Annotated in this window: 23 protein-coding genes; 13 read left to right on the top strand and 10 right to left on the bottom strand. The window is 59.9% G+C overall.

What is annotated here, in order from left to right; all coding sequences use genetic code 11:
• Positions 1-45 precede the first annotated feature (45 nt).
• The gene (tusA, locus tag AC2LD7_RS10350; RefSeq protein WP_484597650.1) at positions 46-297 is read right to left on the bottom strand and encodes a sulfurtransferase TusA; all 252 of its coding nucleotides are present in this window, start codon (positions 295-297) and stop codon (positions 46-48) included.
• Between the two features lie 282 nt (positions 298-579).
• Positions 580-1,629, bottom strand: coding sequence for a 23S rRNA (cytidine(2498)-2'-O)-methyltransferase RlmM (gene rlmM, locus AC2LD7_RS10345; RefSeq protein WP_484597649.1), 1,050 nt, complete (start codon positions 1,627-1,629; stop codon positions 580-582).
• A gap of 301 nt (positions 1,630-1,930) precedes the next feature.
• On the opposite strand from rlmM, the gene acnA reads away from it, so the two are divergent.
• Together acnA and AC2LD7_RS10335 are read left to right on the top strand one after the other, a co-directional pair.
• Positions 1,931-4,606 carry an aconitate hydratase AcnA gene (gene acnA / locus AC2LD7_RS10340; protein WP_484597648.1) on the top strand — a complete coding sequence of 892 codons (2,676 nt, stop codon included), beginning with the start codon at positions 1,931-1,933 and terminating at the stop codon, positions 4,604-4,606.
• 185 nt (positions 4,607-4,791) lie between these two features.
• Positions 4,792-6,360 carry a methyl-accepting chemotaxis protein gene (locus AC2LD7_RS10335; protein WP_484597647.1) on the top strand — a complete coding sequence of 523 codons (1,569 nt, stop codon included), beginning with the start codon at positions 4,792-4,794 and terminating at the stop codon, positions 6,358-6,360.
• Here AC2LD7_RS10335 and AC2LD7_RS10330 read toward each other — a convergent pair.
• A complete protein-coding gene (locus AC2LD7_RS10330) occupies positions 6,350-6,976 on the bottom strand; it encodes an alpha/beta family hydrolase (protein ID WP_484597661.1) in 627 nt (208 codons plus the stop codon). The genes AC2LD7_RS10335 and AC2LD7_RS10330 overlap by 11 nt on opposite strands.
• Before the next feature lie 598 nt (positions 6,977-7,574).
• Between AC2LD7_RS10330 and ccoN the strand changes: the two genes are divergently transcribed.
• The 9 genes from ccoN to AC2LD7_RS10285 all read left to right on the top strand — a co-directional run bounded on the left by ccoN (position 7,575) and on the right by AC2LD7_RS10285 (position 16,233).
• On the top strand, positions 7,575-9,002 hold the full coding sequence (gene ccoN, locus AC2LD7_RS10325; RefSeq protein ID WP_484597646.1) for a cytochrome-c oxidase, cbb3-type subunit I: 1,428 nt from the start codon (positions 7,575-7,577) through the stop codon (positions 9,000-9,002).
• Positions 9,003-9,013: 11 nt separating this feature from the next.
• Positions 9,014-9,625, top strand: a complete 612-nt coding sequence (gene ccoO / locus AC2LD7_RS10320; protein ID WP_484597645.1) for a cytochrome-c oxidase, cbb3-type subunit II — start codon at positions 9,014-9,016, stop codon at positions 9,623-9,625.
• A gap of 6 nt (positions 9,626-9,631) precedes the next feature.
• On the top strand, positions 9,632-9,814 hold the full coding sequence (locus AC2LD7_RS10315; RefSeq protein ID WP_255976578.1) for a cbb3-type cytochrome oxidase subunit 3: 183 nt from the start codon (positions 9,632-9,634) through the stop codon (positions 9,812-9,814).
• Entirely contained in the window at positions 9,815-10,732 is a 918-nt protein-coding gene (gene ccoP / locus AC2LD7_RS10310; RefSeq protein WP_484597644.1) for a cytochrome-c oxidase, cbb3-type subunit III, read from the top strand.
• Positions 10,733-10,870: 138 nt separating this feature from the next.
• Positions 10,871-12,283, top strand: coding sequence for a cytochrome c oxidase accessory protein CcoG (ccoG, locus tag AC2LD7_RS10305; protein WP_484597643.1), 1,413 nt, complete (start codon positions 10,871-10,873; stop codon positions 12,281-12,283).
• 11 nt (positions 12,284-12,294) lie between these two features.
• Entirely contained in the window at positions 12,295-12,798 is a 504-nt protein-coding gene (locus AC2LD7_RS10300) for a FixH family protein (protein WP_484597642.1), read from the top strand.
• A gap of 7 nt (positions 12,799-12,805) precedes the next feature.
• Positions 12,806-15,250, top strand: a complete 2,445-nt coding sequence (locus tag AC2LD7_RS10295) for a heavy metal translocating P-type ATPase (RefSeq protein WP_484597641.1) — start codon at positions 12,806-12,808, stop codon at positions 15,248-15,250.
• Positions 15,251-15,299: 49 nt separating this feature from the next.
• Positions 15,300-15,506: a cbb3-type cytochrome oxidase assembly protein CcoS gene (ccoS, locus tag AC2LD7_RS10290; RefSeq protein WP_484597640.1), complete on the top strand. Its 207-nt coding sequence runs from the start codon at positions 15,300-15,302 to the stop codon at positions 15,504-15,506.
• Positions 15,499-16,233 carry a sulfite exporter TauE/SafE family protein gene (locus AC2LD7_RS10285; protein WP_484597639.1) on the top strand — a complete coding sequence of 245 codons (735 nt, stop codon included), beginning with the start codon at positions 15,499-15,501 and terminating at the stop codon, positions 16,231-16,233. Before ccoS ends, AC2LD7_RS10285 begins: the two co-directional genes overlap by 8 nt.
• 71 nt (positions 16,234-16,304) lie before the next feature.
• On the opposite strand, the gene nadE is transcribed toward AC2LD7_RS10285, so the two are convergent.
• On the bottom strand, positions 16,305-17,132 hold the full coding sequence (gene nadE, locus AC2LD7_RS10280; RefSeq protein WP_484597638.1) for an ammonia-dependent NAD(+) synthetase: 828 nt from the start codon (positions 17,130-17,132) through the stop codon (positions 16,305-16,307).
• Positions 17,133-17,433: 301 nt separating this feature from the next.
• Here nadE and AC2LD7_RS10275 point away from each other — a divergent pair, with 301 nt between their 5' ends.
• Both AC2LD7_RS10275 and AC2LD7_RS10270 read left to right on the top strand, forming a co-directional pair.
• Entirely contained in the window at positions 17,434-17,982 is a 549-nt protein-coding gene (locus AC2LD7_RS10275) for an adenine phosphoribosyltransferase (protein ID WP_484597637.1), read from the top strand.
• A gap of 19 nt (positions 17,983-18,001) precedes the next feature.
• The gene (locus tag AC2LD7_RS10270) at positions 18,002-18,610 is read left to right on the top strand and encodes an SCO family protein (RefSeq protein WP_484597636.1); all 609 of its coding nucleotides are present in this window, start codon (positions 18,002-18,004) and stop codon (positions 18,608-18,610) included.
• Positions 18,611-18,633: 23 nt separating this feature from the next.
• Here the strand turns inward: AC2LD7_RS10270 and AC2LD7_RS10265 are convergent, their stop codons facing one another.
• The 6 genes from AC2LD7_RS10265 to AC2LD7_RS10240 form a co-directional block, all read right to left on the bottom strand.
• A complete protein-coding gene (locus AC2LD7_RS10265) occupies positions 18,634-19,317 on the bottom strand; it encodes a type 2 periplasmic-binding domain-containing protein (protein WP_484597635.1) in 684 nt (227 codons plus the stop codon).
• 38 nt (positions 19,318-19,355) lie between these two features.
• Positions 19,356-20,129, bottom strand: coding sequence for an ABC transporter permease (locus tag AC2LD7_RS10260; RefSeq protein ID WP_484597634.1), 774 nt, complete (start codon positions 20,127-20,129; stop codon positions 19,356-19,358).
• Complete coding sequence (locus AC2LD7_RS10255; protein WP_255976607.1) at positions 20,129-20,872, bottom strand: ABC transporter ATP-binding protein; 744 nt, start codon at positions 20,870-20,872, stop codon at positions 20,129-20,131. Before AC2LD7_RS10255 ends, AC2LD7_RS10260 begins: the two co-directional genes overlap by 1 nt.
• A gap of 94 nt (positions 20,873-20,966) precedes the next feature.
• Entirely contained in the window at positions 20,967-21,956 is a 990-nt protein-coding gene (locus AC2LD7_RS10250; protein ID WP_484597633.1) for an ABC transporter substrate-binding protein, read from the bottom strand.
• Between the two features lie 199 nt (positions 21,957-22,155).
• Entirely contained in the window at positions 22,156-22,755 is a 600-nt protein-coding gene (gene recR, locus AC2LD7_RS10245; RefSeq protein ID WP_255976611.1) for a recombination mediator RecR, read from the bottom strand.
• Positions 22,756-22,909: 154 nt separating this feature from the next.
• A complete protein-coding gene (locus tag AC2LD7_RS10240; RefSeq protein WP_484597632.1) occupies positions 22,910-23,236 on the bottom strand; it encodes a YbaB/EbfC family nucleoid-associated protein in 327 nt (108 codons plus the stop codon).
• Between the last annotated feature and the right edge of the window lie 13 nt (positions 23,237-23,249).

Raw genomic sequence — 23,249 nt, 5'->3', positions numbered from 1 at the left:
TTACAGACCCATCCTACGAACCGATTTAAGGCCCGAGCGAAGGCATCAGTCGGTCTTCTTGCGAATCCAATAGAAATAGGTGCCTTCTTCGGCTTGCTGTTCGACCAGTTCATGACCGAGGAAGACGCAGAATTTGGGAATATCGCGTTGGGTGGACGGGTCGGTGGCGATCACCTTTAGCAACTCGCCCCCCTCAAGGCCGCGGACCTTGTTGTGCAGCATCATCACCGGCTCAGGGCAGTTGAGACCGCTGGCATCGAGCACCGCGTCGGCGAACAGTTCAGCAGAATGAGACATCACAGGCTCCATAAAAGGTCGTTGAAAAAACGTAGGCGAGGCAGGCAAGACAAGGCGCAACGACCAGCGAGAGTAACAGCCGCAGGCTGGCCCGAAGGGTGAGCGCAGCGAATCAAAACAGCCGAAGAAGCGGAGTTTAGGTGTTCTAAATGAGCATTCTGACTGGGCTCGCAACCGAGGCTGTTTTTAACGCAGTATTGCCAATGCAGGTAGTTTTTCAACGGCCTGCTAAAACAGGTCGGCATTGTCGCCAGACTTATCGTGCGGTCACCAGGCCAAGCGTCACAGCCGACGCAAATGGCAGGTCACTTCCTCGCGGTCATGGTAAAGCTGCTTGCAGCCGATGCTGGCCTTCACTCCTCGTTCGGCAAGCCCATCGGCGATGCGTTCCAGCAAACGTTTCACTTCGGCGTAGCGTTGCTTCATTGGCAGTTTCAGGTTGACCACCGCTTCTCGGCATAGACCTTCGCCAATCCAGGTTTCCAGCAAAGCGGCATTTTTTGCCGGTTTTTCGACGATGTCGCAAACCATCCAATCCACCGGTCGCTTCGGGCGGAAGGCAAAACCGTCCGCACGATAATGCCCAACCAGCCCCGACTCGAGCAGCGCCTCGTTCATCGGCCCGTTGTCGACCGCCATTACCTCAATGTCCCGATTGACCAGCTGCCAGGTCCAACCACCCGGCGAGGCGCCAAGGTCCACCGCGGTCATGCCCGCCGCCAGTCGCTCATCCCACTTATCGCGTGGAATGAAGTGGTGCCAGGCCTCTTCCAGTTTCAGCGTCGACCGGCTCGGCGCCTGCCGCGGGAATTTCAGCCGCGGAATACCCATCGGCCACATGGCGCTGTTGTCTGGCTCGGCGAGGCCAAGAAACACCTCGCGACCACTTTTGATGGTCAGTAGCAGGCGCGGACCGTTACCGCCCTCGTTCAATCGGCCCGCCTTCGTCAGCGCCTTGCGCAACGGCGCCTCGAACTTGCGGCAAAAGGTCGACAGCTCTTTGCCATCGTTAGTGTCCAGCACTTCCAGCCAGAGGCTGCCGCACACCGGATACGTCCTGAGATGTTCGAGCAGCACACCGATTCGATCGGTTTCAGGTAAGGCTAGGTAGCCGCCACGGGCCCATTGTCGGGGAAAGATCAGCCGGGCGAAGCGTGTACCGCGCATCAACCGCTCCGCACCCTCCTCCTCGCTGCAGATGAACTCGGCGCAGGCGCTGTCCGGTTTCGCCTTGGCGTAGCCGGCCACATCAAGGCGGGCAGCGTGATCGCTGATCTCGGCGCAGACTTCGCTCTCAAAGCCCGGCCGGCAATGCAGCAACAATGTTTTCATGGTACGAACCCTGTAGTCGTCGCAAAGGCGCATTGGCGCGCAAGCGCTCTGCGACCAAAGCCGCACATCATAGCCGAGTGGGGAACCCCAGGCGCGCTGCCCCGGTCCAGTGAACAGTTAGCTGGATCATCGGGGCCCTGATGGGTAGCCATCAGGCGTCTGCAAAAAATGCCAAGGCGAGGATTCCATTACCGCCGACATCGATGACCACTTTCGTGGCGAAACACTTCGCCTGGGGCTAGTTTCAACATAACGCTCCCTATTCCAGTCAGCCCGACCGTGCGGGCACAAGGAGAGACGAATGCCATCCCTGGACAGCCTGAACTGCCGTCGAAGCCTCGATGTGAACGGCAAAACCTATCAGTACTACAGCCTTCCCGAAGCCGCGAAACAGCTGGGCGACATCAGCCGCTTGCCGACCTCGCTCAAAGTGCTGTTGGAAAATCTGCTGCGCTGGGAGGATGACGTCACGGTGCGTGCCGATGACTTCACCTCGCTGGCGGTGTGGCTGAAGACTCACACCTCCGAGCGCGAAATTCAGTACCGCCCCGCGCGAGTACTGATGCAAGACTTCACCGGCGTCCCCGCAGTCGTCGACCTGACGGCCATGCGCGATGCCGTGTCCCGAGCCGGTGGTGATCCTCAGCGCATCAATCCACTGTCGCCGGTGGACCTGGTGATCGATCACTCGGTGATGGTCGACCGCTTCGGCAGCGACAAGGCATTCGAGCAGAACGTCGACATCGAAATGCAACGCAACGGCGAACGCTACGAGTTTCTGCGCTGGGGTCAGCAGGCCTTCGACAATTTCCGCGTGGTGCCGCCGGGCACTGGCATCTGCCACCAGGTCAACCTCGAATACCTGGGCCAAGTGGTGTGGACCAAAGAGGAAGGCGGCGAAACCATCGCCTACCCGGACACCCTGGTCGGCACCGATTCGCATACCACCATGATCAACGGCCTCGGCGTGCTGGGTTGGGGCGTGGGTGGTATCGAGGCGGAGGCGGCCATGCTCGGCCAGCCGGTGTCGATGCTGATTCCTGAAGTGGTCGGCATGCGCCTGATCGGCAAACTCAACGAAGGCGTTACCGCTACCGATCTGGTGCTCACCGTTACGCAGATATTGCGCAAGCATGGTGTGGTCGGCAAATTCGTCGAATTCTTCGGCCCCGGCCTCGACAATCTTCCCCTCGCCGACCGCGCGACCATCGGCAACATGGCACCCGAATACGGCGCCACTTGCGGTTTTTTCCCGGTGGATCAAGTCACGATCGATTATCTGCGCCTGACCGGGCGCGACGAGGACCGCATCGCACTGGTGGAGGCCTACAGCAAGGCCCAAGGCATGTGGCGCGACAGCAGTTCGCCGGACCCAGTATTCACCGCCACGCTGGAGCTCGACCTCAGTCAGGTGCAGCCCTCCCTCGCCGGGCCCAAGCGCCCGCAGGACAGGGTTTCGCTGGGCGATATCGGTGCCGCCTTCGATCTTCTACTGGAAACCAGCGGCAAGACCCAGCAGGCCAACAGCTCGGTCCCGATCGCCGGAGAAGATTTCGGTCTCAAGCATGGCGCAGTCGTCATCGCGGCAATTACCTCCTGCACCAACACCTCCAACCCCAACGTGCTAATGGCCGCCGGGCTGGTGGCGAAGAAGGCGCTCGAGCGCGGATTGAAGCGTGCGCCCTGGGTGAAATCCTCCCTCGCACCTGGCTCCAAGGTGGTCACCGATTATCTAGAGCGCGCCGGGCTGACCACTTATCTGGATCAGCTCGGTTTCAATCTCGTTGGCTATGGCTGCACCACGTGCATCGGTAACTCCGGGCCGTTGCCCGAGGCCATTGGCCAGGCGGTCACCGACAACGATCTGGTCGTGTCCTCGGTGCTCTCCGGCAACCGCAACTTCGAGGGTCGCGTGCATCCGCTGGTGAAGGCCAACTGGTTGGCTTCGCCGCCGCTGGTGGTGGCCTTCGCGCTTGCCGGCACAACCCGGATCAACATGGACAAGGACCCGCTGGGTTACGACGAGCAGAACCAGCCGGTCTATCTCAAGGACATCTGGCCGACCAGCGCCGAGGTGAACGAAGCGGTCAGCAAGATCGATGGACAAATGTTCCGTACGCGCTATGCGGATGTCTTTAGCGGCGATGAGCATTGGCAGTCCATCGCGGTGACCGCTGGCGATACTTACAAATGGAACAGCAATTCCAGCTACGTACAGAATCCGCCGTTCTTCGAGGACATCGCTCAGCCGCTGGTGCCGCCGACGAATGTCGAGAATGCGCGCATTCTCGCTCTGTTTGGCGACTCCATCACCACCGACCACATTTCGCCAGCCGGCAACATCAAGGCGAGTTCGCCGGCAGGTCTGTACCTGCAACAACTGGGTGTGAAACCGGAAGACTTTAATTCCTACGGTTCGCGCCGAGGTAACCACGAAGTGATGATGCGCGGCACTTTCGCCAACATCCGCATCAAGAACGAGATGCTTGGCGGCGAAGAAGGCGGCAATACGCTCCATCAGCCGAGCGCCGAGCGTATGTCGATTTACGATGCGGCGATGCGCTACCAGACCGAAGGCGTGCCGCTGGTGGTGATCGCTGGCAAGGAATACGGCACCGGCTCCAGCCGCGACTGGGCGGCCAAGGGCACCAACCTGCTCGGGGTAAAAGCTGTGATCGCCGAAAGCTTCGAGCGCATCCACCGCTCCAACCTGATCGGCATGGGCGTGCTGGCGCTGCAGTTCGTCGGTGATCAAACGCGCAAATCACTAAACCTGACCGGTAACGAGACGCTCTCCATCCGGGGTCTCAGTGCCGACATCAAGCCACGTCAGCTGCTGACCGTGGATGTGGAGCGCGAGGACGGCTCACGAGACAATTTCCAGGTGCTCTGCCGTATCGACACGCTCAATGAAGTTCAGTACTTCAAGGCCGGCGGCATTCTGCATTATGTCTTGAGGCAGTTGATCGCAGCTTAAGCATTTGGCACCTCTGCACCATTCACGCCCGCTGGCAGCACTGCTGCAGCGGGCGTTTTAATTTGTGCGAATGATTTGTCGATCAACGCTCAACAGATTGGTTTTGCTGCCGTTAAAGGCATGGCGTGCCGTCTCCGACCGCCCCAAGACAAACCAAATCATCTCGAACTGCCAGGCGTACTCCCATGCGAAACAACCAGCCCATCACTCAGCGTGAATATGCATTCCCAGAGCAGCAGCGGCTGATTTCCACCACAGACCTCAAAGGCCAGATTAGCTACTGCAACGATATATTCGTGGAAGTCAGCGGCTTCGAGCGCGGCGAATTGATCGGCTCGCCGCATAACCTGATACGTCACCCGGACGTGCCGGCCGCCGTGTTCGCCCACATGTGGGCGGCACTCAAGGACGGCAAACCCTGGATGGGCATCGTCAAGAATCGACGCAAGAATGGCGACCATTACTGGGTCAACGCCTACATGACGCCTGTGCTCGATATGCAGCACAAGATCATCGGTTACGAGTCGGTTCGCACCAAGCCCACACGCGAACAGGTGCAGCGGGCGGAGGCACTTTATGCGCGACTCAACGCGGGCAAGAACGGCGTGCCACAGCGCGACAAGTGGCTGCCCGTCGCAGTCAGCTGGCTGCCTTTCGTCGTCATCAGCCAGATTGGCTTCATGATTGGAGCGTGGCTTGACCATACTTTGGGCTTTGCCCTTGCTGCCCTGCTGTCCGTACCGCTCGGGCTGGCCGGGCGTCATTGGCAGATGCGTGGGATGAACCGGCTGTTGCGCCTGACCGAGCAATCCACCAGCGATCCACTGATCGCGCAGATGTACACCGATACCCAGGGCACCGAAGCCCGGCTGGAAATGGCAATGCTCAGCGAACATACACGACTGAAGACCTGTCTGACCCGCCTTCAGGACAGCGCCGAGCAGCTTCAGCAGCAAGCCAAACGCGCGGATGGCCTGGCGCACAGCTGCTCCGATGGCCTGGGTCGTCAGCATCACGAAACCGAACAGGTCGCTACGGCTATCAATCAGATGGCCGCAACGACTCAGGAGGTTGCCGGCAACGTTGCCCTGGCGGCAGGCGCCACTGAAGAGGCCAGCCGGCTCGCCGCCGAGGGTCGAGAAATCAGCGCACAAACCCGCAAGGCCATTGAGTTGCTGGCCAGCGCAGTGACCGAGACAGGCGATGCGGTTTCAGCGCTGGCGCAGAACAGCGACGAAATCGGCACCGTCGTCGATGTGATCAAAAGCATTGCCGACCAGACCAACTTGCTCGCACTCAACGCGGCCATCGAGGCGGCCCGCGCCGGGGAAAGCGGTCGTGGCTTCGCGGTGGTCGCCGACGAGGTTCGCCAACTGGCCCAGCGCACCGCTACCGCCACCGGGCAGATCCATCAACTGATCGAAAAGCTTCAGGTACAGGCACGTCAGGCCGTTGAAACCACCGAGCAGGGCCGCACACAGGCGAGCCGCGGTGTGGAGCGGGTGATCGACGCGGACAAGGCGCTCACCGGTATTAACACGGCGGTGGAACGCATCATCGACATGACCTCGCAGATCGCTTCGGCGACCGAACAGCAGAGTGCGGTCGCCGAGGAAATCAGCCACAACGTCAGCAATATCGCCCGCCTCGCCGATCAGACCTCGGGTGACGCACAAAGCTTGACGTTGCTTTCCGAGGAACTGGCCGCAACCGCTCAGACGCAATATTCCCTGGTGGAGCGTTTCAACCGCTGAGTGGTTGGCTACTGAGGAACGCCGCGACTGCGTTCGCGGCGTTATCGAGATGCTGATCGTGAGTCAGTCCTGATCGCTTCAGCGGCTTGAGATCATGGTCGGCGGCTGCCAGCCAGCTGATGCGAATCGTCGGCGACAGCGAGTATCCGGCGACCGTATTCCGGTCGCCCAGCCCGTCGCGCTCACCCTGAACGATCAGAGTCGGCGTGCGCAGCCCGGCAAGATGCGCTACGCGCGGCTTCTCCGGCTTTCCCGCGGCGTAAAAGGGATAACCCAGACACACCAGCGCATCAACCTCCAGCTCATCGGCCAGGAGGCTGGCCATCCGTCCGCCCATCGATTTGCCACCGATCGCCAGCCGGCCTGCAGTTTGCTGCCGCACGTAGTCATAGACGTTCCGCCATTGTTGTAGCAATAGAGCCTGAGGGCTCGGTGGACGTTTGCGCCCGTTGTGGCGCCGCTCGGCCATGTAGGCGAATTCGAAACGGAACACCGCGATTCCTCGCGCGACGAGGCGCTCGGTCATCTGCGCCATGAAGGGGCTGTCCATCGGCGCCCCTGCGCCGTGCGCGAGGATCAGGCTCGCGCAGGCTTCGTCGCGCGGGGAATCGACCATGACGAGCGGGACGTCGTCTCCCGGCGTGTATTGATCGCGCTGCATATCGGTCATCTGTACGTCCCCATGCTTTTCTCTATATCTATCGAGCAATGCGTATGAACACATCGCAATGGCTATAAATGGCCATCATGGTGGAAATCAGGCGAGCCGCAACACGCCGCAGCATCAATAGAGGATGCGCCTGCTATGCCTACGCTTACGGCCTCCCGCAAAAGCCGAAGCAACCGACCAAGCAGTAGAACTTCCGTGGGAGGACAACGATACCTGCTTTGTTTTTCGACCAGGGCCGCCCCAAAAAGCCGCAGTGCGACGCTCTGTCGCAGGCCGTCCAGTCCATCCTCGCTTTGCCCTTGGGCCCGCCTGCTCCTATATTCTTCTCCATTCGCCGGACTATGCAGAACTACAAGGCGAAGCTCTCGATTCAGCACATCGGCATGATGTGAAAAACGACCCTGCAAAAGGCATGGAAAACGCTTGGGATCAGGGTCCGAACGGCACGAGATGGCCTGGGCCTCGTTTGCATTGCCCCCCTCCTTTCTCCATACTTGCCGCCGTTTTTGCCCCTCTGAAATGCCATTTAGCGTGGAAGCCTTGCATGAGCACAGCAATAAGTGAGACTGCATATAACTATAAGGTGGTTCGCCAATTCGCCATCATGACGGTGGTGTGGGGAATCATTGGGATGGGTCTGGGCGTTCTTATCGCCTCGCAGCTGGTGTGGCCCGCACTCAACTTCGATCTACCGTGGGCAAGCTTCGGTCGTTTACGTCCGCTGCATACCAACCTGGTGATCTTCGCGTTCGGCGGCTGCGCCCTCATGGCCACGTCCTTCTACGTGGTACAGCGCACCAGCCAGACCCGACTGATGTCCGACGGTCTCGCCGCATTTACCTTCTGGGGCTGGCAGGCGGTGATCGTCCTGGCGATCCTTACCCTGCCGCAAGGCTTCACCAGCAGCAAGGAATACGCCGAGCTTGAATGGCCGATCGATATCCTGCTGGCGGTCGTCTGGATCAGCTACGCGATCGTATTCTTCGGCACGATCGTGAAGCGCAAGGTAAGCCATATCTACGTAGGTAACTGGTTCTACGGTGGCTTCATACTGGTGACGGCGATGCTGCACATCGTCAACAATCTGGAAATCCCTGTTTCCTGGTTCAAGTCTTATTCGATCTACTCCGGCGCCACCGATGCCATGGTGCAATGGTGGTACGGCCATAATGCTGTGGGCTTCTTCCTGACCACTGGCTTCCTGGGCATGATGTACTACTTCGTGCCGAAGCAGGCTGAGCGCCCGGTCTACTCCTATCGCCTGTCCATCGTGCACTTCTGGGCACTGGTCACGCTGTACATCTGGGCCGGCCCGCACCACCTGCACTACACCGCGCTACCAGAGTGGGCTCAGAGCCTGGGCATGGCAATGTCGATCATTCTCTTGGCACCGAGCTGGGGCGGCATGATCAACGGCATGATGACGCTCTCGGGCGCCTGGCATAAGCTGCGCACCGACCCGATCCTGCGCTTTCTGGTGGTATCGCTGGCGTTCTACGGCATGTCGACCTTCGAAGGTCCGATGATGGCGATCAAGACCGTCAACGCACTGTCCCACTACACCGACTGGACCATCGGCCACGTTCACGCCGGCGCTCTCGGCTGGGTAGCGATGATCACCATCGGCTCCATGTATCACCTGATTCCGAAGGTTTTCGCTCGCGAGCAGATGCATAGCATCGGGCTGATCAATGCCCACTTCTGGCTGGCTACCATCGGCACAGTGCTCTATATCGCCTCGATGTGGGTCAACGGTATCACTCAAGGCCTGATGTGGCGGGCGGTCAACGAAGACGGCACTCTCACTTACTCCTTCGTCGAGGCGCTGGAAGCCAGTCATCCAGGCTTCATCGTTCGAGCGTTGGGCGGTGCGTTCTTCCTCACCGGCATGCTGCTGATGGCCTACAACACCTGGCGTACCGTGCGCGCCGCCAAGCCGGCTGAATACGAAGTCGCTGCGCAGATCGTCTGAGGAGCCGAGCAATGAAAAGTCACGAGTTACTTGAAAAGAACGTTGGCCTGCTGGCCCTGTTCATGACCCTGGCTGTCAGCCTTGGCGGTTTGACGCAGATCGTCCCGTTGTTCTTCCAGGACGTCGTCAACGAGCCGGTGGAAGGCATGGAGCCGCGCACCGCCCTGCAGCAGGAAGGCCGCGATATCTATATCCGTGAGGGCTGCGTTGGTTGCCACTCGCAAATGGTTCGCCCTTTCCGTGCCGAGACCGAGCGTTATGGTCACTACTCCGTCGCTGGCGAGAGCGTATACGACCACCCATTCCTGTGGGGCTCCAAGCGCACCGGCCCGGATCTGGCCCGCGTTGGCGGTCGCTACTCTGATGACTGGCACCGCGCGCACCTCTACAACCCGCGCAACGTGGTGCCCGAATCGAAGATGCCGTCCTACCCTTGGCTGGTGGAAAACAAGCTCGACGGCAAACATACCGCCGCCAAGCTGGAAGCACTTCGCAGCGTAGGCGTGCCCTACACCGATGAAGACATTGCCGGAGCCAAAGACGCCGTGAAGGGCAAGACCGAGATGGATGCTCTGGTGGCCTTCCTGCAAAGCCTTGGCACCTCCCTCACGAACAAACGGTAACGCATGATGGAAATCGGGACTCTTCGCGGCCTGGGCACCATTTTGGTCTTCGTCGCCTTCATTGGCCTCGTGCTCTGGGCCTACAGCAGCAAACGCAAGAAAAGCTTCGACGAAGCCGCAAATCTGCCCTTCGCTGATGAGACCGACACCAAGAAGCGTGAAGAAGAAGCTTCCAGGAGTAAGAAATAAATGACCACGTTTTGGAGCTGGTACGTCACCCTGCTGAGCCTGGGCACCATTGCGGCACTGGTCTGGCTGCTGCTTGCGACCCGCAAGGGGCAGCGTGGCGACAGTACAGAAGAAACCGTCGGCCATTCCTATGATGGCATCGAGGAATATGACAACCCACTGCCCAAGTGGTGGTTCATGCTGTTTGTCGGCACGGTGATCTTCGCCCTCGGCTACCTTGCCCTTTATCCGGGCCTGGGTAATTGGAAAGGCGTGCTGCCTGGCTATGAAGGCGGCTGGACGCAGGTTAAAGAATGGCAGCGCGAGATGGACAAGGCGAACGAGCAGTACGGCCCGCTCTACGCCAAGTTCGCGGCAATGCCAGTCGAGCAAGTCGCTCAGGACCCTCAGGCCTTGAAGATGGGCGGACGTCTATTCGCTTCGAATTGCTCGGTCTGCCATGGCTCCGACGCCAAGGGTGCCTATGGCTTCCCTAACCTCACGGACCACGACTGGTTATATGGCGGCGAGCCGGAAACCATCAAGACCACCATCATGGGCGGGCGCCAGGCGGCCATGCCTGCCTGGGCTAACGTGATTGGCGAAGATGGCATCCGTAACGTCGCCGGTTATGTTCGTAGCCTGTCTGGCCGCGATATCCCTGAGGGCATCAACGCCGACATCGAGCAAGGTCGGAAGATCTTCGCTACCAACTGCGTAGCCTGTCATGGTCCTGATGCCAAAGGTACCCAGGCCATGGGTGCACCGAACCTGACCGACAACGTCTGGCTTTACGGCTCGAGTTTCGGACAGATTCAGCAAACCCTGCGCTATGGTCGTAATGGTCGTATGCCTGCTCAGCAAGACCACCTTGGCAATGACAAGGTGCACCTGCTGGCCGCCTATGTGTACAGCCTCTCGCAAAAGTCGGAGAACTGATCCGATCGGTCCTCAGGCGCGACCGACGGTCGCACCTGAGATCGACCATCGAGGCGTACCATTCGCAGCAGGTAAGCAAAAGATCCCGGTCGGCAAGCATCGTCCGGGACACTCACCCTCCGCCGTGGTACGCATTCGATGTCTGAGCAAATCCCCGTCCATGATGTAACTCCCCCGGCCAAGGTCAACGCATCAACAGACCTCTACGCTGCCCGTGAAAAAATCTATACCCGCTCGTTCACCGGTCTTTTCCGCAATTTGCGACTCGTCGGCGGCGCGCTGCTGTTCATGCTTTATTTCGGCACCGTATGGCTGACCTGGAACGGCCGACAAGCCGTCTGGTGGGACTTGCCCGAGCGCAAGTTCTATATCTTCGGCGCCACGTTCTGGCCTCAAGACTTTATTCTGCTTTCAGCGCTGCTAATCATTTGCGCATTCGGGTTGTTCTTCATTACCGTATTTGCCGGTCGCGTCTGGTGTGGCTATACCTGCCCGCAGAGCGTGTTCACCTGGGTGTTCATGTGGGCGGAAAAAGTCACTGAAGGCGATCGCAACCAGCGCATGAAGCTCGACAAGGCGCCCATGAGCGCCAACAAGCTCACCCGCAAGTTCGGCAAACATGCCATCTGGCTGGCCGTCTCGCTGGCAATCGCCATTACCTTCGTGGGTTATTTCACGCCGATTCGCGGTTTGGTACCGGACCTCTTCACTTTACAGGTGGGGGGCTGGGCGACGTTCTGGATTGGTTTCTTCACGCTCGCCACTTATGGCAACGCCGGTTATCTGCGTGAGCAGGTGTGCATCTACATGTGCCCCTATGCTCGCTTCCAGAGTGTGATGTTCGACAAAGACACCCTGATCGTCTCTTACGACCCGCGCCGCGGCGAGCGCCGTGGTCCTCGCAAGAAGGAGGCCGATTACAAGGCCATGGGCCTCGGTGACTGCATCGATTGCACCATGTGCGTCCAGGTTTGCCCGACCGGCATCGACATCCGTGATGGCCTACAGGTCGAGTGCATTGGCTGCGCCGCCTGCATCGACGCCTGCGACACCATCATGGACAAGATGAACTACCCACGCGGGTTGATCAGCTACACCACCGAGCACAACCTGTCCGGACAAAAGACCCGCATGGTTCGCCCACGACTGATCGGCTACGCCATTGCGCTGACGGCAATGATGGGTGTGTTCGCCTATGCCGTCACCGACCGTTCGCTGGTCAAGCTCGACGTGCTCAAGGATCGCGTGCTCTACCGCGAAAACGAGCAAGGCAGAATCGAAAACGTTTACACACTCAAAGTGATGAACAAGGCTCAGAACGAGCAGACCTTCGTCATCGAAGCCACTGGGCTGAACGGCCTGCAATATGAAGGTCGCAATGAGATCCACGCCGCGGCCGGTGAGCTGATCACCGTTCCGGTGGAGCTCTCGGTTGCGCCGGAAAAGCTGCCATCGAGCGCAAACGAAATCGTCTTCCACATCAGATCGGCAGACGACCCTTCAATCAAAGATGAGTCGGAGAGCCGTTTCATCGGCCCGAGCATCCGCTGAACAGGTAGTACATGAGCACTTCCGACAACGAAAACACCCGGTGGTACACCCAGTTCTGGGCCTGGTTTGTCATCGGCATCCTGCTGCTGTCGGTGATCCTCGGCACCTCGATGCTGACCATCGCCATCCGTAATGCCGACACACTGGTCTCGGACAACTACTACGATGCCGGCAAAGGCATCAACCAAGCGCTGGAACGCGAGAAACTTGCCGAACGCCTGCAGATACAGGCGCAGCTGGTGCTCAACGACGAACGCGGGCTGGCCGAACTGCAGCTGGACGGTAACAGCCGCCCACAGCAAATAGTCCTCAATCTGCTTTCACCGACGCAACCTGAGCGCGACCGCCGCATCATCCTCCAGACCCAGGGTAACGGGTTCTATCAGGGACAGATGCAGGAGCCGGTAACAGGTCGACGCTTCGTCGAATTGCTCGGTCGTGAGGGTGATCAGGACTGGCGCCTGTTCGAGGAAATGGATATCGCAAGCGGCCAGACACTCGAACTGAGCTACTGACCAGCCGATGGCAAGCCCCCTGCTCTGCTATCACTGCGGCCTGCCGGTTCCTGCTGGCGGCGACTATCACGCCCGCGTGCTCAACGAGACGCGGGCGCTGTGCTGCCCGGGATGCCAGGCCGTAGCGGAAGCGATCGTCAACGGTGGCCTGGAAAGTTATTACCTGCATCGCAGCGAAGCCTCGATCAATCCCGACGCCTTGCCTAAGGCGTTGACCGATGAGCTTGCACTGTACGACCGCAAGGATGTGCAACAACCTTTTGTGCAGCACGAGGGCGAGCTCGCCAGCACTTCGCTGATGATTGAGGGCATCAGTTGTGCCGCCTGCGGCTGGCTGATCGAGCGCCACCTGCGCAGCGTCGGCGGTATTGCCGAGGCGAGCCTGAATCTCTCCAACCATCGCCTACGGGTACGCTGGAACGATTCAACGCTGCCGCTCAGCGAACTGCTCGCCGAGCTTCGACGCATCGGTTATGCCGCCCACCCCTACCGGGCCGATCAGGCGGCAGAGCGGCTCGCACAGGAAAACCGCCGCAGCATGCGCCAGCTGGGTGTGACCGGGCTGCTCTGGGTGCAGGTGATGATGGCAACCATGGCGACTTGGCCGGAGTTCAATATCGACCTCTCGGCCGGCATGGCCAGCATCCTGCGCTGGACCGCCCTGCTGCTGACCACCCCTATCGTCTTCTATTGCTGCACAGATTTCTTTAAAGGCGCCTTGAGAGATCTGCGTACCCGCCACCTGACCATGGATGTTTCGGTCTCCCTTGCCATCGGCGGCGCCTATCTTGCCGGCATCTGGTCTACCCTGACCGGCCAGGGCGAGCTGTATTTCGATGCCGTGGGCATGTTTGCCCTGTTTCTGCTTGCCGGGCGCTATCTGGAACGCCGCGCGCGGGAACGTACTGCCGCAGCGACATCTCAGTTGGTCAATCTATTGCCAGCATCGTGCCTGAAACTCGCCGACGATGGTCAGTCCTCGCGCATTCTGCTCAGAGAACTACAGGTCGGTGATCGGGTACTGGTGCAGCCAGGCGCTCTGGTCCCGGCTGATGGTCGCATCGTCAACGGGCAATCCAGCATCGACGAATCGGTGCTCACTGGCGAATATTTGCCGCAGCCCCGAAGCGCCGGTGATGCAGTCACTGCTGGCACCCTCAATGTCGAGGGCGCGTTGACTGTCGAGGTCCAGGCGCTGGGCGACGACACCCGGCTGTCCGCCATTGTGCGTCTGCTGGAGCGTGCCCAATCGGACAAGCCGCGCCTCGCCGAGCTGGCCGACCGTGTCGCCCAATGGTTCCTATTGGTCGTGCTGTTGACCGCCGCTATTGTCGGCATCGTCTGGTGGCAGCTCGATCCACAACGGGCTTTCTGGATCGTCCTCGCCCTGCTCGTCGCCACCTGCCCATGCGCATTGTCGCTGGCCACCCCGACAGCCCTGACCACAGCTACCGGCACGCTGCACAAAATTGGCTTGTTACTCACCCGCGGACATGTTCTGGAAGGTCTCAACCACATCGATACCGTGATTTTCGACAAGACCGGCACACTTACCGAAGGTCGCCTTACTTTGAGCGAGGTTCGCCCATTGGGCGAGTTGGATGCCGACGCCTGCCTGGGGCTCGCCGCCGCATTGGAAAACCGCTCCGAACATCCGATTGCCAAGGCTTTCGGTCGAGCGCCGCAAGCGGCCGATTCGGTGGACAGCGTGCCGGGGCTGGGCCTCCAGGGTTCGGTCGCCGGGCGCTCGTTGCGTATCGGTCAGCCAGCGTTCGTTGCCGCTGGTTATGCAGGGTCGGCCCCCGATATTCCGGGCAGCCAGGGTCAGTGGTTGCTGCTTGGCGACGCGCAGGGCCCGCTGGCGTGGTTGGTATTGAACGATCACCTGCGCGACGACGCGCCTGCTCTGTTACAAGCCTGCAAGCACCGAGGCTGGAAAACGATTTTGCTGTCCGGTGACAGCTCGCCGATGGTCGGCGACATAGCCCAACAGTTGGGCATCGAAGAAGCACGCGGCGGGTTGACACCGGCTGACAAGCTCGCCCATCTGCAGCGACTCCAAGCCGAAGGCCGTCGCGTACTCATGCTCGGCGATGGCGTGAATGACGTTCCGGTCCTGGCTGCGGCAGACATCAGCGTGGCGATGGGCTCGGCGACCGACCTGGCCAAGACCAGCGCCGATGCAGTCCTGCTTTCCAACCGCCTCGACAGCCTTGTACAGGCCTTCACCGTGGCGCGCCGAAGCCGTCGCATCATCATCGAAAACCTTGCCTGGGCGAGCCTCTATAACGGCCTGATTCTGCCGTTCGCTGCCATTGGTTGGGTGACGCCGCTCTGGGCAGCACTGGGTATGTCGGCGAGCTCGCTGCTTGTGGTGTTGAACGCATTACGGCTAACCCGGCTACCGGTGTCGCCCACGAGCCGACAACCCTGCCTGCCTGGCGTAGGATAGTTCCGAGCCTGATCAGCCTCGCCCTGCTGCAGCATTTTCTGGAGGCCCCATGGCCGCACTCTACATACTGATTCCCGTCGCCGTAGTTCTGGTTGCATTGGCCATCTGGGTATTCTTTTGGGCAGTCGACAGTGGCCAGTACGACGACCTTGATGGTCCCGCACACAGCATTCTCTTCGATGAAGAAGATCCCAAGCATCGCGCAGGCATCGAACAAGCGGACCAGGGCAGCGAGGAGAAATCCGAGCGTGGCTGAGCTGTTGCCACTGCTGGTGTCGGCCCTGGTGCTCGGCCTGCTCGGCGGCGGGCACTGCCTGGGTATGTGTGGCGGTCTGATGGGCGCCCTGACCATGGCCATCCCTGCCGAACAGCGCAGCAAACGCCTGCGCTTGCTAGTTGCCTACAATCTGGGGCGAGTGCTGAGCTACACCAGTGCGGGCCTGCTCATCGGCTTCGCCGGCTGGGCCGTCGCTAACAGCCCGGCAGCCATGGCGTTGCGGGTTGTAGCGGCTTTACTGCTTGTCAGCATGGGGCTTTATCTGGCGGGCTGGTGGAGCGGGCTGACACGTGTTGAAGCAGTGGGGCGAGGCTTGTGGCGTCATATCCAACCGTTTGCAAGCCGGCTGATGCCGGTCAAGAGCATACCGCGAGCTTTGCTACTCGGTGCGCTCTGGGGCTGGCTGCCTTGTGGTCTGGTCTATAGCACCTTGCTCTGGGCCGCAAGCCAGGGCGATGCGCTGGATAGCGCGCTGCTGATGCTGGCGTTCGGCATCGGCACCTGGCCCGTGCTACTGGCTACCGGCCTGGCAGCAGAGCGGCTGACCGCTCTGCTGCGCAAGCGTGGCGTGCGGATGCTTGGTGGGGTAATGGTGATACTGTTCGGCCTGTGGACGTTGCCCGGTCCTCATCAGCAATGGCTCATGGGGCACGGTGCCGGCGCGGTTTCAACGCAGGAACAGACGCCCGCGCATCTGCACCATTAATCGCTCTGCGCATGCCGGTGCCGATCAGCGGCCGTCCTGCAACCCCTGCGCTTGTGGCTCGACTGTATCGGTTAGGGCTCCTTCGGCAACTGGCGCTTGTGTGCCGACTTGTCATAGGTCTCGACGATGATGCGAGCCGCCTCGTCAGGTACCGACCGCCCCTGCAGAAAGGCATCAATGTCCTCATAGCGCACACCGTGCGCCGCTTCATCCGGCTTGCCCGGAGACAATTCTTCGAGATCAGCCGTCGGAACCTTTTTCACCAGTTGCTCAGGTGCGCCTAACGCGGCGGCCAGTTCGCGAACCTGATCCTTGACCAGCCCAGCCAGGGGCGTCAGGTCGCAGGCGCCGTCACCGAATTTGGTGAAAAAACCCATCACCGCTTCGGCAGCATGGTCGGTTCCAATGACCAGACCCTGCCGCGCGTTCGCAATGGTGTACTGCGCCACCATGCGCATCCGCGCTTTGGTGTTGCCGAGTACGAAGTCGCGTTTCTCCGGAGAGAGGGCATCCAGCGCCTCGGTGGCACGCGACAGCCCCTGTACGGCTGCGCCGATATTGACCGTATGGCACTCGTCCGGCTTGATCGTATCGACCGCCAGCTGCGCCTCGTCCTCGTCGTGTTGAACCTGATACGGCAGACGGACCGCGATAAAGCGGTAATCGTCCCCCTCGCCTGCAGCACGCAAGCCTTCCACCGCACGTTGCGCGAGCAGGCCTCCGGTGGTCGAGTCGACACCACCGCTGATACCTAGCACTAGCGTCTTCATACCGGATTCGCGCAGGCAGTCCTGGATGAAGCCAACTCGTCGGTCGATCTCAGCCTGAACGGCTGCCGGGCCGTCGAAGGACGGGCGAACGTTGAGTGCGGCAGCGATCTCTTGCTGGCGGCTATGCATGAATGTCTCCTATGCCTGTTGGACGATATGATTCAGTGCCGTAGTTGACCATCCGACCATATTTCAGCGAATAAATCTCTCTCTGTATATGCCGGCCCCAAGCTCGGCGCAGATTCGTTACCCGCTTGCCCCCGGTCAAGTTGAGCGGCTACGTCCGCAATAGAACTCCGCCTTTGCAGATGGCCGAAAGCAAGGTACTCGCGCCAATTGGCGGTGCGCACAGCCTGGGTTAATCTTGCGCGTCCCCGTTATGCGATTTCGTGGCGCAAACGTGAACCCTGCCCCCCGCCCGGAGCCCGTTATGATCTTCGATGAATTTTCGATCAAGACACTGATACGTCCGGTTCCGGATTTCCCGAGTCCGGGCGTGGTATTCCGCGACATCACGCCGCTGCTGCAGTCGCCGAAAGCACTGCGAATGGTGGTGGACAGCTTGATCCAGCGCTATGTCGAAACCGATTTCAGCCATGTGGGCGCCCTGGACGCCCGCGGCTTCATCATCGGTTCGATAGTCGCCTACGAACTGAACAGACCGCTGACTCTGTTCCGCAAGAAAGGCAAACTCCCGGCCGACGTGCTGGCCGAGTCCTACTGCACCGAGTACGGCGAGGCCTTTCTCGAAGTGCACGCGGACAGCCTCTGCGAAGGCGATTCGGTATTGCTACTGGATGATTTGATAGCCACTGGCGGGACGCTAATCGCCGCCGCTCAGCTGGTTCGCCGCATGGGCGCGAGTATCTATGAAGCCGCTGCGATCATTGATCTTCCCGAACTGGGCGGGTCACGCAAGCTGCAGGACATGGGCATTCCAACCTTCACCCTCACTGCGTTCGAGCTGAACGAGCGCTAGCCGTAGCTGGACACTGATCATGCGCTTGGCCAATTTCCGCTGGGTACTGCTGGGCCTTCTCATCGTACTGTGCTCGCCTGCGTTCGCACTCGACCGCAACGCCCTGCTCGATGAGGCCAACCTGCTACTCCTGCCCCGCGAGCGGCAGCTACCCAGCCTGGAATTGATTGACGAGCATGGCAACACGTTCAGCACCGATTCGCTTCGCGGTCGCTGGCACCTGCTTTTCTTCGGATTCACCGCTTGCCCCGATGTCTGCCCGACAACGCTCAGCGATATGCGTCGGTTATTCAAACAACTAGAGCCGGAGATCCGCGAACAGCTGCAGCTCGTTCTGGTCAGCGCGGATCCGGCACGCGATACACCCGAGGCGTTGCGCACCTACCTGGGCTACTACCGCGCCGGATTCAGAGGGCTAACGGGCGATATGGATTCGCTGCAAGGCCTATCGAAAGCACTGGGTCTGCCATTCGTGCCGGCCGAAAAAACGGAGGGGGAATACAGCGTCAGTCACAGCGGCAATTTGGCCATCGTCGGTCCCGATGGCACGCTGCGCGGTCACATCCGCGCCCCGTTCAAGTTGCAAGGGCTGCGTCAGGCCTTGCCGCAAGTGATCGAAGCCGAGTGATGCGTTCGGGTACCGCAAACGACTCAGTGACAATCGAGCGTATCGGCCAGCACATATGCCTGGAAAGCCACTTCGTCTACCCAATGCTGGGTAAGATCCGCCAGCTGGCCATCCTCCCGCCATTCTAAAACAGTCCGTTCCACACGCCGCTGAAGCGCCGTATCCGCCGTCTCGATTCGCAAAGCCAGCTCCGAATCGGTAAGCGCAGGCAGAAGCCGATTGTAGCGACGCCACTCGGGCAGGCGAGCAATCTCCTCAAGCAGCAAACGATCATCTACAACCGCCTGGCATTCACCGAGCTTTAACCCAATCAGCGCCTGGGCGGCGCTGGGGTAACGTCGGGCGATGCCGCCAAAGCGATCGGCAACCACCGAGGCATGCGGACTGCCGGTCGTGACACAGAAGGCTTCCCCCGCCAGGTCAGTCCATTCGAAAAGTCCGCCCTCGGATGATGTCAATGCTGCAACTTCGCTGCCGTAATAGATGACACCAGACTCGAGCGCACCAATCCGCAGATCCGTCTGATTCGTGGCATCTACCAATGTCACCTCGCTGTCGAGCACCGTACCCAGACGAGCAAGCAACGACGCTTCGAAGCCTTCGCTGATTTGCTCGGCCTCCGCAGCCCGAAGCGGACGGTACTCACCCACCAACAGCGCCTGCAAGGACGCCGCTAACACACTGGCCGGCGCCATGAGTACAACCATCGTTAATCGCAGCAGGTATGGCTTCACCGCGCAACCTCTCACACGTACTGGTAGCGAAGCATCCGTTGCTTGAATTTTTCCAATACCACCTGATCGATCAGGGTGGCGAGAATAGCGATGACCAAGATATTCATCATCACTCCCGCCATATCGGCAATTTCGCCCGAATAGGCGAGCGAACGCCCCAAGCCCTGGCCAAAACCGATCAACATTTCCGCTGAGATCAATGCGCGCCACGCATTACCGAACGCCAGCTGCGCGCCGGTTATCAGCTCCGGCATGACCGCTGGCAAGTAGACTCGACGCAGCAATTGCCAACGCGACGCGCCCATTACCCGAGCAGCAGATACGTGGACCGGCTGTACGCTTTCGGTCGCGTTCATGACCGACAATGCCATCGGGAAGAACGCCGCCAGCGCAACCACGACGATGATCGGCAGGTTGCCGAAGCCCATCACGATAAGAAACAGCGGTACCCAGGCGATCGACGGAATCGATTGGAGAATCACGATGGCTGAGCGCAGGATTTCGCGGAAGAAGAACAGCACCCCACCCAGCAGTCCGAAGCCGATGCCGAACAGCAATGCGAAGCTGTAGCCGCTGCCCAGACGGCTCATGCTGCCGTAGAGCCCCTCGCGGAATTCAGGCTCCCAGACAGTGGTGAGCAGGCGCTCGAAAACGGCGGGGATACCCGGCATCAGAAACGCTGGAAGGCTCCATGCCGCGATCTGCCATATCAGCAGGATAAAAAGGATCGCCAGCACCACGGCGAGGTGTTTTTTCGGACCGGTAAGACGACGTCCCTGGCTCATCAGTGCCCTACCTCCGTCTTGATACCCAACAACCGGAGGATTTCCCGCCGCTCGGCCGCGAACTCGGAAAGATCATGGCTCTTCTCGCAGTGGGTGAAGTTGAAAGTCTTCAGCACTTGTGCCGGTCGGGCACTGAACACCATTACGCGATCGGCCAGATAAAGCGCCTCGTCAACGTCATGGGTTACCAGCAAAACCGTGGGCTGGTGCTCCTCGATCAGCTCACGCAGCACGTCCTGCAGCGCCATGCGGGTCAACGCGTCGAGCGCGCCGAAAGGCTCATCCAGCAACAGCACTTCCGGCTTGGCGATGAACGCACGAGCCAAAGCGGTGCGCTGGCGCATACCACCCGATACCTGATGCGGATAGTAGTGCTCAAAGCCATCCAGGCTGACGCGGGCGAGCCAGACTTTCGCCTGTTCGAATGCGTCTGCCTTGGCGACGCCCTGAAGCTCCAACGCCATGGCGACGTTAGCCTGCATCGTGAGCCAGGGATACAGCGCATGCTCCTGGAAAACCAGCGTGCGCCGAGGGCTCGGTCCGGGAATCTTCTTGCCGTCTGCGAGCACGCGTCCAGCGGTTGGATTCTCCAATCCGGCAGCCAGGTGCAGCAGGGTCGATTTACCGCAACCGGAGGGTCCTACCAATGCAACCAGTTCGCCCTGGGCGAATTCGCCGCTGAAGCCTTTGATGACTTCCAGCTGGCCGAAATGCTTGTCTACTTCTTCAAACCTGAGCTGCATAACGCTTCGAAGACCTCAAAAAACTGCCGATCAGAGGGCGGAATGACACTGCCCGGCGCGGGGCCGGGCAGTGTGTGAACGATCTGCCGCCGAGTTAGAGTTCGCGGGCTTGCTGCCAGGAAAGATCGAGAATTGTGCTGGTTTCGAACGGCTGGCCATCGCGAGTCTTCAGTGAGCCGAGCTCTTGAAGAATGTTCGCCAGTTCCTGAATGCGTTCCAGATCGTCGCTGCCAAGCTTGGCGCTGAAAGTCTGGGTGGCGATGGCTTCTTCAATGACCACTTCGCGAGGCAGATCACCGCGATTGAGCGTCTTCAGCGTCGGTTCGGCGATAAAGTAGTCAGCGATCAGCTTTGCCGCTTCGGCCGGCTGGTTCTCCAGCAGATCGATCGCCTCGCGCTGAGCATCAAGCGACTTCCAGACTGCGTCCTTGCGCTTTTCCAGGGTTTCGCCGGAGGTGATCACCACCATGCAGGGAAACGGCCAGACCTCACCAATTTCGTAGATCTGCTTCACCGGTGCGACGAGCTGAGCGATCCGGTCGTAGGGTTCGAAGAGAAACGCCGCATCGGCGCGTCCCGAGACAAGGGACTGCACCGCAACCGCCGGGCTTGTGCCCATGATGTTCACTTCGCTCGGCGACACACCAGCATCCTTCAGCGTGACGCCGCGCAGTACCGCATCAGCTGTGCTGCCTTCTTTTTGCGAGGCAAGCACATGGCCTTTCAGATCGGAGATCTTTTCGATGCCGGTTCCCTCGCGGGCCACGATGGAGTGATAACCCTGCTGAGCGCCACCGACGACCTTCAGATCAGCGCCTTTGGAGGCCCAGGCAACCGCATTGGTAAAACCAAGCACGCCCGTATCCAGCTGGCCGCCAATGATGGCCTTGATCAGATCAGTGCCCGAGCTGAATTCGACCAGTTCGACGTCGAGGCCGTGCTTCTTATACAGCTCGCCTTCGTAAGCAACCATCGCCTGGGCATCATCCATGACGCGGATGTAACCAACCTTGAACGTGTCCTGAGCCTGAGCAAACGTGCTCAACAGCAGGAGCGCGGGAACTAGCCAGTGTTTTACCTTCATCCTCAACCTCGAGATCGCAAGCAGTGTTGAAGTTATATAACCAAACGAAAGGATTTAATTATATTTGGTTATTAACCGTGTCTGGCTTAGAACTTTACACGAAGTGTTCCGGTATCGGCACTACCTGGCAGGCATAAACCACAAACCAGCCGTTATAAGTTCCGACTGCCTCGCAGCCGATACGAGCCGTACTACGAATTCAGAGGGTGATTGTCTTGCGCCCTGCCAATGCATGGGCCAGCGTGCCGCCGTCGACCAAATCGAGCTCGCCACCAAGCGGCACACCGTGAGCAATACGGCTGAGCGTCAACCCCTTCGGAATCAACATCTGCGCAATATAGTGAGCCGTGGCCTCGCCTTCGACGGTAGGGTTGGTGGCCAGTATCGCCTCGCTGAAGTTGCCTTCGGCTACCCGCACCAGTAGTTCGGGGATACCAATGGCCTCAGGGCCCAGGCCATCGAGCGGCGAAAGATGTCCTTTAAGTACGAAGTAGCGTCCGCGAAAGCCGGTTTGTTCCACAGCGAATACATCCACCGGGCTCTGGACGATACACAGAAGGGAATCGTCCCTCCGCGGATCCGCGCACTGCGGACAGAGTTCGTCCTCGCTCAGCGTCCGGCATTGTCGGCAGTAGCCCACCGCTTCCATCGCACGCGTCAACGCCTGTGCCAATCGCAATCCGCCGCTACGATCACGCTCGAGCATCTGCAGCGCCATACGTTGCGCGGTTTTCTGCCCGACGCCGGGAAGAATGCGCAGAGCATCGATGAGCTGGCGGATGAGAGGACTAAAAGACATGGCATCACCGGGCAGAGGCAGAAGGTACGCTCAATAGCAGCGAGAAGAGACAGAAGTGCCGGACCGGGGCACTGGCGCTGCTGTCACGATAGACGCGGTGCAGGCTTGCCCCAATCCGGTCGATGCGCACCTGGAACGGCGCCCAACAGGTGGATCAGAAAGGCATCTTGAAACCTGGCGGAAGTTGCATGCCATCGGTCATGCCCGACATTTTTTCCTTGCTGTTCTGTTCGATCTTGCGCACCGCATCGTTCATCGCTGCAGCAATCAGATCTTCAAGAATTTCCTTGTCTTCCTGCATCAGACTGTCGTCCAGACTGACGCGCTTGACGTCGTGCCGGCCGTTCATCACGACGCTCACCAAGCCAGCGCCGGATTGACCGGTCACCTCGGCATTAGCCAGCTCCTCTTGCATCTTCTGCATCTTTTCCTGCATCTGCTGTGCCTGCTTCATCAGGCCGGCCATGCCACCTTTCATCATGGGATTTACCTCG

It is taken from the genome of Stutzerimonas sp. (genome assembly GCF_982611455.1).
Note: the sequence above shows the minus strand (reverse complement) of the source record. Positions and strands in the feature narration are given on the sequence as shown.

Bases quoted from the DNA above. Each gene is read 5' to 3' on its own strand.
- AC2LD7_RS10250 (WP_484597633.1), bottom strand. From the start codon at position 21,956: ATGAAGGTAAAACACTGGCTAGTTCCCGCGCTCCTGCTGTTGAGCACG.
- AC2LD7_RS10315 (WP_255976578.1), top strand. From the start codon at position 9,632: ATGGAAATCGGGACTCTTCGCGGCCTGGGCACCATTTTGGTCTTCGTC.
- recR (WP_255976611.1), bottom strand. From the start codon at position 22,755: ATGTCTTTTAGTCCTCTCATCCGCCAGCTCATCGATGCTCTGCGCATT.
- ccoP (WP_484597644.1), top strand. From the start codon at position 9,815: ATGACCACGTTTTGGAGCTGGTACGTCACCCTGCTGAGCCTGGGCACC.
- ccoO (WP_484597645.1), top strand. From the start codon at position 9,014: ATGAAAAGTCACGAGTTACTTGAAAAGAACGTTGGCCTGCTGGCCCTG.
- tusA (WP_484597650.1), bottom strand. From the start codon at position 297: ATGTCTCATTCTGCTGAACTGTTCGCCGACGCGGTGCTCGATGCCAGC.
- AC2LD7_RS10275 (WP_484597637.1), top strand. From the start codon at position 17,434: ATGATCTTCGATGAATTTTCGATCAAGACACTGATACGTCCGGTTCCG.
- AC2LD7_RS10265 (WP_484597635.1), bottom strand. From the start codon at position 19,317: ATGGTTGTACTCATGGCGCCGGCCAGTGTGTTAGCGGCGTCCTTGCAG.
- ccoG (WP_484597643.1), top strand. From the start codon at position 10,871: ATGTCTGAGCAAATCCCCGTCCATGATGTAACTCCCCCGGCCAAGGTC.
- AC2LD7_RS10255 (WP_255976607.1), bottom strand. From the start codon at position 20,872: ATGCAGCTCAGGTTTGAAGAAGTAGACAAGCATTTCGGCCAGCTGGAA.
- AC2LD7_RS10260 (WP_484597634.1), bottom strand. From the start codon at position 20,129: ATGAGCCAGGGACGTCGTCTTACCGGTCCGAAAAAACACCTCGCCGTG.
- rlmM (WP_484597649.1), bottom strand. From the start codon at position 1,629: ATGAAAACATTGTTGCTGCATTGCCGGCCGGGCTTTGAGAGCGAAGTC.
- AC2LD7_RS10295 (WP_484597641.1), top strand. From the start codon at position 12,806: ATGGCAAGCCCCCTGCTCTGCTATCACTGCGGCCTGCCGGTTCCTGCT.
- AC2LD7_RS10330 (WP_484597661.1), bottom strand. From the start codon at position 6,976: ATGGTCGATTCCCCGCGCGACGAAGCCTGCGCGAGCCTGATCCTCGCG.
- AC2LD7_RS10270 (WP_484597636.1), top strand. From the start codon at position 18,002: ATGCGCTTGGCCAATTTCCGCTGGGTACTGCTGGGCCTTCTCATCGTA.
- AC2LD7_RS10335 (WP_484597647.1), top strand. From the start codon at position 4,792: ATGCGAAACAACCAGCCCATCACTCAGCGTGAATATGCATTCCCAGAG.
- AC2LD7_RS10240 (WP_484597632.1), bottom strand. From the start codon at position 23,236: ATGATGAAAGGTGGCATGGCCGGCCTGATGAAGCAGGCACAGCAGATG.
- AC2LD7_RS10300 (WP_484597642.1), top strand. From the start codon at position 12,295: ATGAGCACTTCCGACAACGAAAACACCCGGTGGTACACCCAGTTCTGG.
- nadE (WP_484597638.1), bottom strand. From the start codon at position 17,132: ATGCATAGCCGCCAGCAAGAGATCGCTGCCGCACTCAACGTTCGCCCG.
- ccoN (WP_484597646.1), top strand. From the start codon at position 7,575: ATGAGCACAGCAATAAGTGAGACTGCATATAACTATAAGGTGGTTCGC.
- ccoS (WP_484597640.1), top strand. From the start codon at position 15,300: ATGGCCGCACTCTACATACTGATTCCCGTCGCCGTAGTTCTGGTTGCA.
- acnA (WP_484597648.1), top strand. From the start codon at position 1,931: ATGCCATCCCTGGACAGCCTGAACTGCCGTCGAAGCCTCGATGTGAAC.